At 36.9% G+C, this 15,787-nt stretch carries 15 protein-coding genes; 13 read left to right on the top strand and 2 right to left on the bottom strand.

The features are described 5' to 3' along the window. Positions 1-160: 160 nt before the first annotated feature. The 5 genes from KBP50_RS12270 (at position 161) to KBP50_RS12250 (ending at position 5,333) form a co-directional block, all read left to right on the top strand. A complete protein-coding gene (locus KBP50_RS12270) occupies positions 161-1,342 on the top strand; it encodes an MDR family MFS transporter (RefSeq protein WP_050352293.1) in 1,182 nt (393 codons plus the stop codon). 14 nt (positions 1,343-1,356) lie between these two features. Next, positions 1,357-2,097 carry a Cof-type HAD-IIB family hydrolase gene (locus KBP50_RS12265; protein ID WP_050352294.1) on the top strand — a complete coding sequence of 247 codons (741 nt, stop codon included), beginning with the start codon at positions 1,357-1,359 and terminating at the stop codon, positions 2,095-2,097. Positions 2,098-2,897: 800 nt separating this feature from the next. Beyond that, positions 2,898-3,080, top strand: a complete 183-nt coding sequence (locus tag KBP50_RS12260; RefSeq protein ID WP_050352295.1) for a cold-shock protein — start codon at positions 2,898-2,900, stop codon at positions 3,078-3,080. A 348-nt stretch (positions 3,081-3,428) separates the two neighbouring features. Beyond that, the gene (exaC, locus tag KBP50_RS12255) at positions 3,429-4,952 is read left to right on the top strand and encodes an acetaldehyde dehydrogenase ExaC (RefSeq protein ID WP_050352296.1); all 1,524 of its coding nucleotides are present in this window, start codon (positions 3,429-3,431) and stop codon (positions 4,950-4,952) included. A gap of 24 nt (positions 4,953-4,976) precedes the next feature. Next, positions 4,977-5,333, top strand: a complete 357-nt coding sequence (locus KBP50_RS12250) for a DUF779 domain-containing protein (RefSeq protein ID WP_050352297.1) — start codon at positions 4,977-4,979, stop codon at positions 5,331-5,333. A gap of 344 nt (positions 5,334-5,677) precedes the next feature. Here KBP50_RS12250 and KBP50_RS12245 read toward each other — a convergent pair whose 3' ends face one another. After that, positions 5,678-7,690, bottom strand: coding sequence for a penicillin-binding transpeptidase domain-containing protein (locus tag KBP50_RS12245; RefSeq protein ID WP_050352298.1), 2,013 nt, complete (start codon positions 7,688-7,690; stop codon positions 5,678-5,680). Between the two features lie 75 nt (positions 7,691-7,765). Further along, the gene (locus KBP50_RS12240; RefSeq protein WP_050353504.1) at positions 7,766-8,692 is read right to left on the bottom strand and encodes an LCP family glycopolymer transferase; all 927 of its coding nucleotides are present in this window, start codon (positions 8,690-8,692) and stop codon (positions 7,766-7,768) included. A 1,103-nt stretch (positions 8,693-9,795) separates the two neighbouring features. On the opposite strand from KBP50_RS12240, the gene KBP50_RS12235 reads away from it, so the two are divergent. From KBP50_RS12235 to KBP50_RS12200, 8 genes are all read left to right on the top strand, one after another. Beyond that, the gene (locus KBP50_RS12235) at positions 9,796-10,371 is read left to right on the top strand and encodes a TasA family protein (RefSeq protein WP_050352299.1); all 576 of its coding nucleotides are present in this window, start codon (positions 9,796-9,798) and stop codon (positions 10,369-10,371) included. Between the two features lie 182 nt (positions 10,372-10,553). Next, a complete protein-coding gene (locus KBP50_RS12230) occupies positions 10,554-11,120 on the top strand; it encodes a TasA family protein (protein WP_050352300.1) in 567 nt (188 codons plus the stop codon). Between the two features lie 233 nt (positions 11,121-11,353). Further along, positions 11,354-12,169 carry an amyloid fiber anchoring/assembly protein TapA gene (gene tapA, locus KBP50_RS12225; protein ID WP_050352301.1) on the top strand — a complete coding sequence of 272 codons (816 nt, stop codon included), beginning with the start codon at positions 11,354-11,356 and terminating at the stop codon, positions 12,167-12,169. Then, entirely contained in the window at positions 12,162-12,743 is a 582-nt protein-coding gene (gene sipW, locus KBP50_RS12220) for a signal peptidase I SipW (protein ID WP_050352302.1), read from the top strand. Before tapA ends, sipW begins: the two co-directional genes overlap by 8 nt. A 24-nt stretch (positions 12,744-12,767) precedes the next feature. Continuing rightward, on the top strand, positions 12,768-13,430 hold the full coding sequence (locus KBP50_RS12215; protein WP_050352303.1) for an LPXTG cell wall anchor domain-containing protein: 663 nt from the start codon (positions 12,768-12,770) through the stop codon (positions 13,428-13,430). A gap of 550 nt (positions 13,431-13,980) precedes the next feature. Then, positions 13,981-14,124 (top strand): DNA-binding anti-repressor SinI, encoded by a 144-nt coding sequence (sinI, locus tag KBP50_RS12210; RefSeq protein WP_232231220.1) that lies wholly within the window; start codon positions 13,981-13,983, stop codon positions 14,122-14,124. A 56-nt stretch (positions 14,125-14,180) separates the two neighbouring features. Then, complete coding sequence (locus KBP50_RS12205) at positions 14,181-14,507, top strand: helix-turn-helix domain-containing protein (RefSeq protein WP_050352304.1); 327 nt, start codon at positions 14,181-14,183, stop codon at positions 14,505-14,507. A gap of 739 nt (positions 14,508-15,246) precedes the next feature. Continuing rightward, a complete protein-coding gene (locus KBP50_RS12200; RefSeq protein WP_166554445.1) occupies positions 15,247-15,399 on the top strand; it encodes a hypothetical protein in 153 nt (50 codons plus the stop codon). Positions 15,400-15,787: the final 388 nt, after the last annotated feature.

Genomic DNA, 15,787 nt, shown 5'->3' with positions numbered 1-15,787 from the left:
AAGTCTTTTAACAAGCGCATACTATCGTTCTGCTTAAAGCTTATTTGCAGCTCAATCAATTAATAAAACTTTACAAAAGACGTAGAGCAACGTTATTGATTCGGTATACGAAATGGTTTAAAATAACATAGATACGATCATAAGATAGCAGGTGATAAGTATGCCAAAACAAATCTGGCTACTAGTAATAGCAACAACTGTAAATGTCACTGGAGCTTCTTTCTTATGGCCATTAAACACCATATATATGCATAATGAACTTGGAAAAAGCCTTGCTTTTGCAGGGTTTATTTTAATGCTTAACCAGGGTGCTTCAATTGCAGGTAACTTATTAGGAGGAATATTGTTTGATAAGTTTAGCCCTTATAGAACGATTCTCTATGGAACAGGTCTAGCAATTATTGCCTCAGCTGTTATGGTTTTATTTCACCAAGACATTGTTGTCTATTCTATTTCCCTTGTTTTCATCGGTTTTGGTTCTGGCATAACTTGGCCGGTTATGTTTGCAATGGCTGGTTCAATTTGGAAAGAAGGGGGAAGACGGGCGTTTAATGCCATTTATGTTGCCCAGAACTTTGGTGTTGCTTTAGGGGCTACTTTAGGTGGCTATGTGGCAAGCATTTCATTTAATTATATTTTTATTAGCAATGCAGTCTTGTTTTTTAGCTTTTTCCTTATTGTTTTGTTTACATTTAAACCAATGGATTCTTCTATAGACAGGCAGATGCATACGACTGTTTTAAAGCAACATGGAACTATGAAAGATAAAACGGCATTTGTTGCGTTACTTATTTTATGTGGTGGATTCTTAGTGACATGGATTGCTTATAGTCAATGGCAATCGACCATCGCTTCCTATACGCAAGATTTACAAATACCATTAGAGTTATATAGTAGTTTGTGGGCCATTAATGGCTTTCTTATTGTTTTAGGACAGCCTTTGATAAAATGGATTACGAAAAAGGTAACTTCCCAAAAAATGCAGATATATGTTGGAAATACAATTTTCCTTATTTCCTTTCTTATTGCATTATTATCGGAAACCTTTAGCATGTTTGCTATAGCTATGGTAATCTTAACAGTGGGAGAAATGCTTGTTTGGCCCGCAGTTCCTACGTTGGCAAATGATTTAGCACCACATGGAAGAACAGGCTTTTATCAAGGAATAGTAAATAGTGTTGGTGCGGCTGGAAGAATGGTTGGACCAGTACTAGGTGGGATTGTTGTAGATATGTTTAACATTGAACTGTTATTCTTTATCTTATTTGCGTTACTTATTATTCCTTATATAACGACAAGTATATATGATCGGGGTATTGCTTTGAAAAGAAAAATGGAATAAATGGAGGCAATAACATGGAACAAGCAAAAAGTATTAAACTAATCGCTTTAGACATGGATGGCACGTTACTAACAATGGATCATGAAGTAACACCACTGACTCGCCAAGCAATTTCTGACGCAATGGATAAGGGGATACATGTTGTATTGAGTACGGGGCGCTGGTTAAAATCATGCTATCCGTATGCAGAATCGCTAGGCTTACAATCTTACCTCGTTACAGTGAATGGGGGACAGATTTGGACGAAAGACAAAGAACTTGTAGAGCAACATCTATTCGATTCTAAAAAAATTGAACAGATGTATCATATTGCAACTGAGCTTGGGCTTACAACATGGATGATTACAACAGAACAAGTATATCGTAATGAATTACCGGATAATGTTCATGAACTAGACTGGTTGAAATTCGGATGTGAGTCACATGATCCAGTGATTTTAGAAAAAATGATTAAAGAGCTCTCTTATATTGAGGGTTTGGAAATGACGAACTCATTACCAACGAATATGGAAGTGAATCCTGAAGGGGTAAATAAAGCTCGTGCGTTAGAAAAAGTATGTAAAAAACTAGGAATAACGATGGATGAAGTAATGGCGGTTGGTGATAGCTTAAATGATATCAAAATGATCCAACAGGCAGGTATTGGTGTTGCCATGGGGAATGCGCAAGAAGCTGTGAAAAAAGCTGCAGATTATATCACGGATTTTAATAATGAGGATGGGGTAGGAAAAGCAATCCAGCGGTTTGCTTTGTAAACTTATTAAATACATTGGCTTTGTGTATTTGTTGTGAAAGATATAGGATTGCTATCTTTTAAAGTTTGTAAAAATATATAACCGAAGAATCATTTGTTCTACAATGAGGCTGGGACATAAGCAAATACTATATAGCAAAAGTCGAACAATCCATTTATAATTGTTCGGCTTATTTGCACTATAGGAAAGTATAAGATTTTTTTGGTTTATAGTATAAGAAAAACAAAGGCTATCCGCCATAAGAATTGGCGACAAGCCAAGTTTTTCTAACAGAATAAGAAAGTATAAAATGAGGTGCTTGGAGATAACGAAATAACTGAATAGCCACGTCCGGCGCATGAGCCCAGCAACTAGGCGACTTTAGAAATGCGCCCTACGATAAGGCCTCATCGGTTCGTTACCTCACCGTGATTCCTTTATCTCAGTTGATTCGTTCCATTCGCTACGTTGCTAAACGGGCGCCCTGCGCCTTTGTTCTGAATACCTGTTATTTACTTGAACTGCCTATAAGTTTAATTATGTACATAAAGGTGATCTAACTATCATATAATACAAGTAGAATAGAGCTGTCAAACTTAGAAACAGATACACGAAGGATGGTTCTTTTTTGTGTCGTAAAGTATGAATAGAGAGATCGTCACAACATGCTTGAAATTGCGGGTGAATATGCTGCATTAGTTGAAAGGTTTCAAGATGAGAGTAGCCTTGTAAATATTTGACAGGCTCCGTTTTTTCAGTAGCTTTATTTCTAGTAACAATAGGCGTATAATAGAAGTTAGTATAAGAAAGGAGATGCTCATATGTCTTTTTCACGTGGACCAAAAGAACCGGTTCCAGAAGTGGAAACGAACATTTGGTCATGCACCAGTGACGATTGCCAAGGTTGGATGAGGGAATCGTATAGTTTTGAGGAGGAACCAACATGTCCGTTATGTAAGTCCACGATGCAAAAGGAAGTAAGGATTCTTCCTGAACTTAAGTAGCATGAACCAGTAAGAAGTATCTCTTATTTATTGCTGCTAACCCTTGATGTCCCATCAAGGGTTTTTGCATATGGAAGATTTAGATCGGTGCATTCAGAAATCCTTTACAACTATGGAAGTTATCCAAATACCGCGTGAACATGTGAAATTTCATTTAACCTGCCAATATTGTTATCTTATGAATAACCTATATGTTTACAGCTAAGCTTTTGCAGTAACCCACGCTATGTGCTACTTTAAAAGTATAATCTTGCAATAATTCGGAATCGTTTGTTATACTGGACCTATAACCAACTGTTGTTTTCGAACCACTTGCAAACGCTTTCAAAAAAGGGAGGAGATTGTTCCGTGAGGTATGCCAATCCAAATACAGAGGGTGCAGTTGTTCATTTCAAGAATAGGTATGGCAATTTTATAGGTGGTAAATATCAACCGCCTGCAAACGGAAAGTATTTTGAAAATGTTAGCCCAGTAACAGGAGAAGTATTTTGTCAAATTGCCAGGTCCACGAAAGAAGATGTTGAAGCTGCTTTAGATGCAGCACATGAAGCTAAAAAGACGTGGAGCCAAACGTCGGTAACGGAGCGTTCTATGTTGCTAAATAAAATAGCAGATCGCATGGAAGAAAATATCGAAAAGCTTGCTGTTGCAGAAACATGGGATAATGGAAAGGCTGTTCGAGAACCTTTGGCTGCAGATATACCGCTTGCTATTGATCATTTTCGCTATTTCGCAGGGGTTATACGAGCGCAAGAAGGTGGAGTCAGTCAAATTGATAAAGATACGGTAGCTTATCATTTTCATGAACCACTAGGGGTAGTAGGGCAGATTATTCCTTGGAATTTTCCGTTGCTAATGGCGACTTGGAAGCTTGCTCCTGCACTGGCTGCAGGAAATTGTGTCGTCTTGAAACCAGCTGAACAAACACCAGCCTCCATTCATATCTGGTTAGAAATAGTTAAAGACTTAATTCCTGCTGGTGTTGTTAATGTAATTAACGGCTTTGGTTTAGAAGCAGGTAAGCCTCTTGCTACAAATAGCCGAATTTCAAAGGTTGCCTTTACTGGAGAAACGACTACTGGGCGATTGATTATGCAGTATGCTTCTGAAAATATTATTCCAGTAACACTGGAGCTTGGTGGGAAATCTCCGAATATTTTCTTTGCTGATGTGATGGATGAAGACGATGGATTTTTAGACAAAGCGGTTGAAGGTTTTGTAATGTTTGCATTGAATCAGGGAGAAGTTTGTACATGTCCATCTCGGGCTTTGATTCAAGAAACGATATACGATGAATTTATCGAACGAGCTATCGAGCGGGTAAAACAAATTAAACTAGGGCATCCACTAGATACAGCTACGATGATGGGTGCTCAAGCTTCACAGGAGCAAATGGAAAAAATCCAATCTTATCTAGATATTGGCAAACAGGAGGGAGCAGAGGTTTTAATTGGTGGTGAAATACGAAAAATAGCTGACCCTGATCTGAAAAATGGATATTATGTAGAGCCAACTATTTTTAAAGGCGATAATAAGATGCGAATTTTTCAAGAGGAGATATTTGGGCCAGTCCTCTCATTAACTACATTTAAAGATAAAGAAGAAGCATTAACTATTGCAAATGATACATTGTATGGTTTAGGTGCTGGTGTTTGGACAAGAAATATTAATACTGCTTATCGGTTTGGGCGTAATATTGAGGCTGGTCGTGTATGGACGAATTGTTACCATCAATATCCTGCTCATGCAGCCTTTGGTGGTTACAAAAAGTCAGGAATAGGCAGGGAAAATCATCAAATGATGCTTAGTCATTATCAGCAAACCAAAAATTTGTTCGTCAGCTATAGTGAAGGTCCAGTAGGATTATTTTAAATCGTTCATTAAATGGGGGATTATATGGTTGAACGGGTAACGGCAACAAAAGAAGCGCTTCATCTGATAGAAAAACTGAAGATGGAACACGGTGACTTAATGTTTCATCAGTCTGGTGGTTGCTGTGATGGCAGTTCCCCAATGTGCTATCCTCTCCATGAATTCCGTGTAGGTGAGGCTGATGTTTTATTGGGCAGTATTGGTGGAGCACCATTTTACATGTCAAAGGATCAATATGATTATTGGAAGCATACACAACTCATTATTGACGTAGTTGACGGGAGAGGTGGTATGTTTTCTTTAGAAGGGCCTGAAGGGAAACGGTTTTTAAGCAGGTCCAGGGTATTTACAGAAAACGAACAATTGTCATTAAAGAAATAATAATAAAATTCTAGGAAATAAGCAAATACTATATAGCAAAAGCCGAACAATCCATTTATCATTGTTCGGCTTATTTGCATTAATAAAATTTCTATCACCGCTATGTCAAAATACTTCGCTTCCGCAGGTCTTCTCAGCTTCCTCGGAAAGCAAAAACCGCTTTCCAGCGGGGTTCGCCTCTAAGAGGAAGCCCGACTAAAACTGGCTTGCCGACCAGACGTCAGCATACCCCTGTTTTAGTGGCATGATTCCTTTATCTCCTCCGTTGATTCGTTCCATTCGCTACGTTACTAAACGGGCGCCCCGAGCCTTTGTTCATTGGTGAAATGGATGCAGGTGAAGGGCTATTCCTTCATTTGATTGAGAATTTCTACTGCTTTTTCTGTAGGGTAGCCACTTTTTCCTTTGATTTCTTCGATCATAACAGAAACAATAATATCCTCATCGTCTGTAGGATAACCAACGAACCAACCGTTTTCTTGACCTGAATCATCACTCGTTAATTTTAACTCTGCTGTTCCCGTTTTACCTGAGACAGGGAAATCAGCATTTTTTGCAGACTGCTTAGCTGTTCCGCTTACAACTACATCGCGTAAGGCTTCCTTTATAATGTCTGCTTGCTCTGGTGTAATTAATTTTTCTTTCCAAATTTGTTTTTTATCTTCATTTGCAAGCAAAGTTGGTTTCAACATATTTCCGTTATTTAAAAATGCTGTATAGGCAGTAGCTAGGTGAAGGGAACTCATTTCTAATTCTCCTTGACCGTAGCTCGTGTTTGCAAGCAGAACTTCATCATCTAACTTTCCTGAAGCGGAAATAGAAGATGCTGTTATCGGATACTCAAATGGGAAGTGTGTGCCTAAGCCGAATGCTTTAAGACCTTCAACATAAGCTTTCTCTCCCATGTTTACAGCTTGCATAGCAAAATAGATGTTATCTGAACGGACAAGTGCGTCATGTAAATCTACCGGACCGTTGGATTCGGATACACGGGTTACTTCATAATCTCCCCAGCCTTCTCCGTTGCTCCAAGTAAGTCCATTTATTTCTAATCCTTTTTTTGGATCAATCTTGCCATTACTCAATCCAATTGCAGCAGTAATCGGCTTCATAACTGAACCAGGAGCATATGTGGATGAAAAACGATTTAATAGTGGATTTTTGCTGTCCTCTTCTAATTGTTTCCAAAGATTTGGTGTGGTTCCATATAAAATATTATTCGGATTAAAAGAAGGACTAGATACTAAACCTAATGTTTCTCCTGTTTTAGCATTTATTGCTGATACAGTAGCCATATTACCATCTAATGTTTGATAAATCTTTTCCTGTACATTAATATCAATAGTCAATTTTATATTTTCTCCATCTTTTGCTTCTTTTTCAGCAAGGACGGTCTCTTCTCCGTCTTTCACGATTTTAATTTGGCTGCCTTTTTCTCCGCGTAGCTGTTTTTCATATAGTTTTTCAAGTCCTCTTTTCCCGATAACATCTTGGTCAGAGTAATTACCTTCTTTTTGTTCTTTTAAATCCTCTGCCGTCACTGATCCGATATAACCTACTAAAGCTCCAGTCGCTTCTCCTCCTGGATAAATGCGCCCTGTTGTTTCCTGTCTTGTGATACCATCAATTGCGACGAGCTGTTTCCAAAGCGCTTCCTCTTCTTTCGTAATCTTTGCTAGAGGTACAAATAAGTTAGGTTGAACCCAATCAGCATTTAGTTTTTCATCAATCGCCTCAACAGATAATCCTAGCAGTTGGGCAATTTTCTTTTTATTTTGGTCGGGGCTTGAACCAAGTTTTTCAGGAACAATCCCAACTTCGTAGATGATATCGTTCATGGCTAGAGGCATCTCATTGCGGTCACGAATTTCTCCACGAACAGGAGGGGTAGATTCGATACGCAGCTCTCCTCCATCTTTCATTTCTGGAAAAATGAAACCTGGATCCCATTCGATATACCAGTTCTCTTCATCATCTTCTCCCTGCTTTATTAAATTAGCCTCGTAGTCAAAAGAGATAGGTCCAGCCATCGTTTTCATGCTAACGGTGAAAGGGATAGTTGCTTTACCAGACTCTGCGGCTTTATCGGATTCATCTTTGCTCAATTCTTTAGCTTCAATTTTTAAATCGGAAACATGTAAATCTTGATAAATCTTTTTATAGCGATCAACAAACTGTTCTGTGGGATAGCTTTCCGCAGTCGATTTACTTACCATCTTGTACATTTTGCCAAATTCCTGCTTATTCCAATGATTGATATAGTTTGAGAATCGATCATTTGGTGTAGCGTTGTTATCGGAACAGGCAGTTACGAATACAATTAGCATTATAATTGCAATCAAAATTCGTTTTCTCATAATCACACCCCAAAATAGTATACGTCAAGTAGCATGGAAGGGCTGTTTCATCCATGTTACTTGACTTTTTTTAGTTTACTTTGCATTCATATGTGTTTCAATTTCTGACTGTACTCGGCTGAATTCTGAATCTGGTAAAACATAGTACCAAATCCCGCCAATCTTTTGACCGTTTCCGTTAATTTCGACGTTTGATATGTTGTTTCTGGTGTTTCGATAATTACTAAATAACGTTTGCATATCATCCATGTCCAGATTTGTTTTTACATTATCCCCGAGTATGGAAAGAATATTACCAAACTTAGTAATACTTGAAAAACTGGCGCCTTTATTAATAGCAGCCATAATTACTTCACGTTGACGTTCATTACGACCTAAATCTCCTCTTGGATCATTTTTCCGCATACGGATGTAGTCTAATGCTTGTTCACCATTTAACTGAACTTCTCCTTGAGGGAATTCAGAACCTCCTTGTGAAAAAGCTCTATCGTTAGAAACAGTAACCCCACCTAATGCGTCAATTCCTTGTTTGAATCCCTCCATGTTTACGCTAGCGTAATAATGTATCGGAATATGAAAGTTTTCTTCCACTGTTTGGAGGGAAAGTTCTACATCTCCAAAAGCGTAAGCGTGATTAATTTTATCTTGACCTTTTCCTGGGATGTTAACATAAGTATCTCTTGGGATACTAACCATTTTCATTGCATTGGTTTTTGGGTTAAGTGACAAAACAATCATTGTATCCGATCTGCCTTTGTCGCCACTCCGTTCATCGACACCGAGTAATAGTAGATTGACAGCCTTTGTGTCTTTGAAAATAGCTTCTAACTCCTTTTGTCTTTCTGGATCATTATCACGTGACAATGGGGTATGCATTGTTTCGATCGTATTATCGATTTGATTCCAAACGTAAATTATAGCTCCACCAACAATGAGTAGAATAGCTAAAATAATTCCCCCTAGCCACAATGGCCATTTACGCTTTTTTTTATTTTTTTTCATACGGGTATTCAATTCATTCACTCCTATATACCATCTTTATTCAGTCTAGTGAAGCTAGATTCATTGTGGCCAGAAAATAAAATAGTTTGATTGGTGCAATAGATTTTCTCTTGTTTATCGTCACTATACTTTTAAGCAAATAATGAAGAGATTTGAAAACGCATTCTATCCGTAAACGGATAGTAACGCAGCAAAACTGTAAACGGAAGTTCGTAGCGATGTTCGATTCCGTATATTTTGCTACTAATCACTATGTTTCCCGTCTTGAGCTTTTATCCCATGCTAAATACGTTTTATTTTTGTATTACAAGACCCTGAAGGAATAAACTATATTCTATACTTCATGACCACAGCTAATCAATAAGTTGAAATTGTCTGCATTCATTATCTGATAGATTGTAAAATAAAAACAATTACGGTTTGATTATATCGAAATTAGTCGTTTTCGTCTATTTTTCCTATCCTTTCAATTTTGTCACATATACTAAGATGCTCTAAGACTTCCCGATTTAGGAGTTGGATAAAATTGTACAGCAACAAGTTTAAGTGGGAGGTAACAGCACATAAATGACCAATTCTTTCCACTACAATCAGTAGGGGATGAATGAAAACCCCTACTAACGAAGACGCACTTTATAAGGAGCGATATTTACCTGTACATATGAATAAATACCTACAATTGATTCACTATTTTTTCTCACGCAGCAAATAGAATTTAATTTTAGTTGTTTGAAAGTGATGTGAGGAATCAAGTCCATGTCAATTATTCAACGTTTGTTCATAAAATATAATTGTGTCTTCAGTTTGTTCTTTTTAATGGATAAAATAAATAAATTTAAGTATTTAAAAGTAAAATGAAGTAAATCGAAGAAAAGTGTTCTTTATAACGAATATAAGGCTTATTTTCAAGTTTTAAAATTGCGAAAACATATATTATACTCTAGATGTTGTTCTTTATAAGAAACAAAACAATCTCAAGAGAGAACATGTGGGGTTATACATACGGGAAAGGGGGATAGACAATTTTTTTATTGAAAGATCGTTTTATTTTACACTATAGGAAAGCATAAGATTTTTTCTAAAAGTATAGGGAGGAAAAAAACATGAGTTTTAAGAAGAAACTAGGAATGGGCATTGCAACAGCAGTTTTAGGAGTTGGGTTAATTGGTGGAGGAACATTTGCATACTTTAGTGATCAAGAGGTCGTAGAGAATTCATTTGCTGCTGGAACGTTGGATATTGGGGTGGACCCTACTATCGCCTTTGATATAAATAACTTAAAGCCCGGTGATTACATGACACGTTCATTTAAGATGACAAACGAAGGGACATTAGATATAAGCAAAGTACTAATGAATACAAGTTTTTCTGGAACAGAAGGATTTGAAGATCATTTACGAGTAGATTTCTTAAAGAGTGATGGAAAAGTAATTGAAAGCTTAAGTGGAAAGACAATTCGTGAATTGAGTCAAATAAAAAATCAGGATATTACGCCTGGGTTTTGGGTTTGGTGGCCTTTGGTTCAAGAAGGGAAAGGGATTCCAATTGGAACAGAAGATACAATCCGAATTAAAATCACATTTGTAGATAATGGAGAAGATCAAAATTTCCTTCAAGGGGCTAATTTAGATGTGGATTTTGCTTTAGAAGCACATCAAACAGAAGGAGAAGAGAAGTAACCAGGGGACTGACAGCAAAAGTGGAGATATATGCTTATCCCTCTACTTTTGCTGTTACAGATTCTTACTTCACTAACAAATATATGTGAAAAGAAGAGAGAAGATGACAAATAATAGCTCAACCTCCACAGCATGATGGTTCACATTATCTTTTGATAATTTTAACAAAGGTGGGCAGTAGCATGAATATAAAACAAAAGCTTTGGATGAGTATCGTTACGGCAATGTTAGGGATAAGTTTAATTAGTAGTGGTACGTATTCTTATTTTAATGATACTGAAGAATCGATGAATACATTTGCAACAGGTTTACTAGATTTAGGAATTAATAAAACGTCCATTATAGAAATCGAAAATCTAGTACCAGGTGACACGATCAATGGTCATTTCAGGTTAACAAATGATGGAACAATTGATATGAAGGAAGTTATACTTCATTCGGATTATGAAGTTGTCGATAAAGGCGAAAACAATAAAGGAGAAGATCTTGCTGATTATATTACTGTCGAATATCTGCATCGTGTAAACGGGAAGGAAGTCGTGATATTTAAAAAGAAATTGTCTGAAATGAAAAATGAATCTATTCCAGTATTGGAACAGTTTCCAATCGATAGTGATGCAGAAAAATTTTCGGTGAGATTTTCGTTTATTGATAATAAAAAGAGTCAAAATCATTTTCAAGGTGATTATATTCGCTTGCAATGGAGCTTCGAGGCTATGCAGCGAGATGGGAAACCGAACTTTCAATAACCATGATGATATAAAGGAAGGGGAGGAAAACTCCTTCCCAAGTATCGTATATATTTAAAAACATAAAACAATTGTTTTACGTTTTTAAATATATACCTGCTAAAAATGGTATAAAAAAGATAGTGTCAATAGAGGTAGAAATCAACCATGAGTTTATCGCAGTGAAAATGAATTCCTTTTACGGATATGTGAGAATTGCACTGTAAATCTATATAGAATAAGGTGGGCTAGATGTGAGAAGAACCCGTATCAGTCGGTATCAGAATAAATATCGTTATTGGTATTTTAGCTTAAAGGTGTTCGTAATTGTTTATGCGGCAGTTTATTTGCTAGGTTACATGGCATCTTCAACCACAGCTTATTTTCATGAAAATGTTCAATTAGATGGGGAAGTTACTATCGGTGAGTGGCAGGAACAACCGCCAGTTATAGAGGAAACTTACGAGCTGGAATTTATCCGTAAGCAAGTACAAAAGATAACTACATGTGAACGAGTGACTTTAAAAGCTAAAATCAAAAATATCGGTTCTGTGGATATGACCAAGTCGCTTACGTATGACGTGTTTTATACAGAAAAAGGAAATCCAATGAAATATGGCAAATCATTGGACCTTGAAAAAGGGGAAGGAGAAATTAATCCGTTAGCAAAAAAAGAGACAGCCACATTAACAGCTACAGTAGAACAGCCAGGAGTTTACGTGTTTCTTGTTAAACAAGCTGATGACGATTTACTATGGAGCAAGGAAATAAACGTGCAATGCAAAGAGAAGCCAAAATCTAATGGTGTAGGTAAGCCTTCAGAAAACCAAGCGACAAATCAAGTACAGTCTACTCCAAAAACAAAAAATGAAAAGAACGAGGAAGTAAAAGATGCTAATCAAGAAAAAAACGAGAAAACGAAGCAGCAAGTGGATGAAACAAGCGAAGCACAAACACAGCAAACTAAGATAAATGAAAAGCAAGAAGTAATAGCTGAAGAGAAAAAGCAGTCCTCGCAAAAGGACCAACCTGATTTAAATAAGCAAAAGGAAGGGGAAAGAAATGAATAAAAAAAGAAAAATATTTAAGTGGGCAAATCGTATTGTATCTTATGTGTTATTTATAACGTTACTTGTCGTGGCTAGTGTTGTTTTAATGACCAAGGTTTCTGGTGGGGAACCGGAATTATTTGGTTATCAGCTTAAAACTGTTCTTTCGGGATCCATGGAACCTGAGATCCAGACTGGTTCGATCATAGCGATAAAGATGATTTCAGAGACAAATGAGTTCAAAAAAGGAGACGTCATTACATTTAAAGCAGACGAAAATAAGCTCGTAACCCATCGGATTGTAGACACGACGAGCACCAAAAATGGGGTTGTATATACAACAAAGGGTGACAACAATAATGCGGAAGATTCTAGCCCTGTTCTTGCTGAAAATGTAGTTGGTGAATATAAAGGATTTACCATTCCTTACCTCGGTTACTTTATACATTTTGCTCAATCACCTAATGGAAGTATTTTCTTATTAATCTTGCCCGGGGTGCTCTTGTTAGGATATGCAGGAATTTCAATTTGGCGAACCTTAGCGCAATTGGAAGATGCTAAAAAAACGAATCAAGCCAATGTTAGTGGACATTAGGCTTTGAGGTAGGGAAGTTGATGGATGATGAGGAGAAGTTTTTATATCACTGTTAGTCTACTCGCTGCATTATTTTTAACCCTAAGTGGACTGTTTACAAAGATTTATGCAGAAGAGGAAATAGCTTTTGATGTGACCCCGGACGATGTTTTGTTTGATGTTCATCATATGAAACCTGGAGATTGGGCTCCGCGAACCGTAACTATAAAAAATCAAGGTACCGACCCTTTTCAATATAACATGAAGGTAGAGAGTCAAGGCGGGATAAAGCTTTATAATGAACTATATCTGGAAGTAACAGAAGAAGATCGTTCATTGTATGACGGAAAGCTGAAAGACTTTACTAGTATGGAAGCGAGAAGGCTAGCACCCAAGTGTAAAGATGAGATTACCATGACAGTACGTTTTCCAAAGGAACTAGGAAACGAATATCAAGGAATGGAAACGAATTTCTCCATCGTTTTTACTGTCGAAGGAGATGGAAACACGAATGACGAGCAAACCATAATCGGAAAGGTGGGCACGGATCTAAATGATGTTGGCCCAAAGCTGCCTAATACAGCAACAGGTATGTTTATATATATATTACTTGGTTTGATATTAGTTGGAATAGGTGGCTTTTTTATTCTTATTTCTTATAAAGTGAAAAACACAAAACGTCGAGAGTTAAGTTGGAAAGACCAATGACTGTAGAAATTGTAGTTTCAAAGCTAATGGTTTCATGGCTTTTAAATTGATTCGCTTAAACCTTTACCTGTTATCTGAATTAAACTTCATCTTATCCCAAATGTAAGGTGCCGCTACCCCCACCCGCTACGGGGAGCCTGAGTAAATATAACGAAAGCTAAATAGGGGTAACGGCACTTAAATTCCCGATTCGTTGGGCCTGTAAGCTGTCGCATGCAAGGCGCGGCTTGTAAAAAAAGCGTTTTTTCTTTTTCAAGGGAGCTTTAGTTTTAGCCTTTGCTCTACTTTTCAATTATCGGAGAATGAAAGGAACTCCGGCTGATTGAAATTTTCACTTTATGGAGGGAATCAACTTTCAATAAAAAACAGTAGCTTAAAGCAAATTACTTTCAAGAGTATCAGACATTTTTTTCGAAAAGCAATACAAAACTAGTTACTATACGACAAAACAAGCTAGGGAACAAGTAGGAAGAGTGTAGTATAATAGTCTTGGGAGATGGGCAGCAAAATGCTGGTGCTGCATATGATATAATGGAGGATGATGATCTTAATGAAGGTGAAGCAACTGTCACTGGATGGCGAATGGGTAGAGTTGGTAAAGCAAGCTAAAACATTAGGTATTCCAATCGAAGATGTCCGTTTGTTTATACGTACTGTACGGGAAGAAAATAATGTCTATGATAACTATTTTTAGAAATAGTATAACTCACCTAGGTTATGGTATAATGCCATTTGAAAGAAGGTGAGGAATTGATCGGAGAAAAAATAAAAAAATTACGAAAAGATAAAAACATGTCAATTTCAGAACTAGCTGAAAAGGCTGGTGTAGCGAAATCGTATTTAAGTTCAATTGAACGTGGAATACAAAAGAATCCTTCTATTCAATTTATGGAAAAAATTAGTCACGTACTTGGTGTCTCCATTAATGAACTGCTAAGAAAAGACCCAAGTATGCCTGCGGAACAGTTAGATGAGGAGTGGCTGGAAATTGTTAAAGAGGCAATGGAGTCTGGAGTGACTAAAGAACAGTTTAAAGAATATTTGGAATTTAATAAATGGCGAATTAATAAACAATAACCGTGGAGCGATAAGATGCTTGCGGTTATTTTACTTTGTAAGCAAGCTTAAATACTTTGGTTGCGATATGATATTTTGCTGTTTCCGTTTTTTTAACAGTTGACTAAAACCACGAGGTGTTCAACATCTAGACGGGTCTTTTTGTAAAGGAGTTCAATTGCTTATCACGGCTAATCAAGGCACTTGCTTTTATATAATAATTACTCCGTAAGCGTGAGTTCACCTAGTGAACAAAGGCTTGGGGCGCCCGTTTAGCAACGTAGCGAATGGAACGAATCAACTAAAGATTTAGGAATCATGCCACTAAAAACAGGGGTATGCCGACGCCTGAGCGGCAAGCCCGTTTTTAGTCGGCCTTCCTCTTTGTGACGAACCGATGAGACCTTATCGTAGCGTAGGGTGCATTTCTAAAGTCGCATCGTTGCCGGGCTCGTGCGCCGGACGTGACTAGTCGGTTATTTCGTTATCCACAAGCACCTCATTTTATAGGTTCCTATAAAATCAAAAAAGAAATTTTCCCTATTTGATGGTAATAGCATATGATATAGTGACCCAATTTAATTGAATCGTTTCTACAATTGCATATATTCTTATTTCTAAAAAAATAGTCGAAATGATTGTATAACGCTGTAACTTTTAGTAGAATTTATAGTAATTTAGAAAAAAGATTATCGAATGAATGAAGTTAAGTAGTCAAACATTTATTTGCACAAAATGAAGGTGTAAAGGTGGGGATTTGATGGGTGAACAAGAAAGGTATAAAAAATTATTAAAAAAAGTTATCCGAGAAACAGAAAATCAAAATATAAAATCTTCTCAAGAAATGGTGAATATGCTTATTAAAGAATTACGAAGTAGCACAATAACAAGTTCAGTAGCGCATAAATCCTAAGATCAAGAAGTAGTATTTCTTCTAGAGATGCTGCTTCTTGATATGTTGTCATCTGTGAGTAGTTTAAATATGAGGCTATAACCATTGTCATATTGATGAATGTGACTTATTTTAAACAATGTTTGTTTTTTTATGAATTCAAATGAAGAAATGGAAATCGGGAGAAGTGACGTGGCATTGTGATAGGTAGCTCAGCTAGTTGTAGGTGCTAAAATGATTTAATCGATGTACTTGCTTAAACTAAAATGCAAACGTATAATTTTTATCGATCTGCGATGTAACAGGGATAGATTGACAACTAGGAGTAATGTGAAAAAAAACACAAGTTATGTTACCATCGTCCTAGAGAGTTAAATTTTAGAAACTCTGTAAGGAAAGCAAGGAAACA

This window comes from Virgibacillus pantothenticus (assembly GCF_018075365.1).
Taxonomy (GTDB): Bacteria; Bacillota; Bacilli; order Bacillales; family Amphibacillaceae; genus Virgibacillus; species Virgibacillus pantothenticus.
The sequence above is the reverse complement of the archived record's forward strand: the minus strand, read 5'-3'. Positions and strand labels throughout refer to the sequence as shown.

Bases quoted from the DNA above. Each gene is read 5' to 3' on its own strand.
- KBP50_RS12215 (WP_050352303.1), top strand. From the start codon at position 12,768: ATGATGAGGAGAAGTTTTTATATCACTGTTAGTCTACTCGCTGCATTA.
- KBP50_RS12235 (WP_050352299.1), top strand. From the start codon at position 9,796: ATGAGTTTTAAGAAGAAACTAGGAATGGGCATTGCAACAGCAGTTTTA.
- KBP50_RS12240 (WP_050353504.1), bottom strand. From the start codon at position 8,692: ATGAAAAAAAATAAAAAAAAGCGTAAATGGCCATTGTGGCTAGGGGGA.
- KBP50_RS12200 (WP_166554445.1), top strand. From the start codon at position 15,247: ATGGGTGAACAAGAAAGGTATAAAAAATTATTAAAAAAAGTTATCCGA.
- KBP50_RS12250 (WP_050352297.1), top strand. From the start codon at position 4,977: ATGGTTGAACGGGTAACGGCAACAAAAGAAGCGCTTCATCTGATAGAA.
- sinI (WP_232231220.1), top strand. From the start codon at position 13,981: ATGAAGGTGAAGCAACTGTCACTGGATGGCGAATGGGTAGAGTTGGTA.
- KBP50_RS12270 (WP_050352293.1), top strand. From the start codon at position 161: ATGCCAAAACAAATCTGGCTACTAGTAATAGCAACAACTGTAAATGTC.
- KBP50_RS12230 (WP_050352300.1), top strand. From the start codon at position 10,554: ATGAATATAAAACAAAAGCTTTGGATGAGTATCGTTACGGCAATGTTA.
- KBP50_RS12265 (WP_050352294.1), top strand. From the start codon at position 1,357: ATGGAACAAGCAAAAAGTATTAAACTAATCGCTTTAGACATGGATGGC.
- KBP50_RS12245 (WP_050352298.1), bottom strand. From the start codon at position 7,690: ATGAGAAAACGAATTTTGATTGCAATTATAATGCTAATTGTATTCGTA.
- KBP50_RS12260 (WP_050352295.1), top strand. From the start codon at position 2,898: ATGTCTTTTTCACGTGGACCAAAAGAACCGGTTCCAGAAGTGGAAACG.
- sipW (WP_050352302.1), top strand. From the start codon at position 12,162: ATGAATAAAAAAAGAAAAATATTTAAGTGGGCAAATCGTATTGTATCT.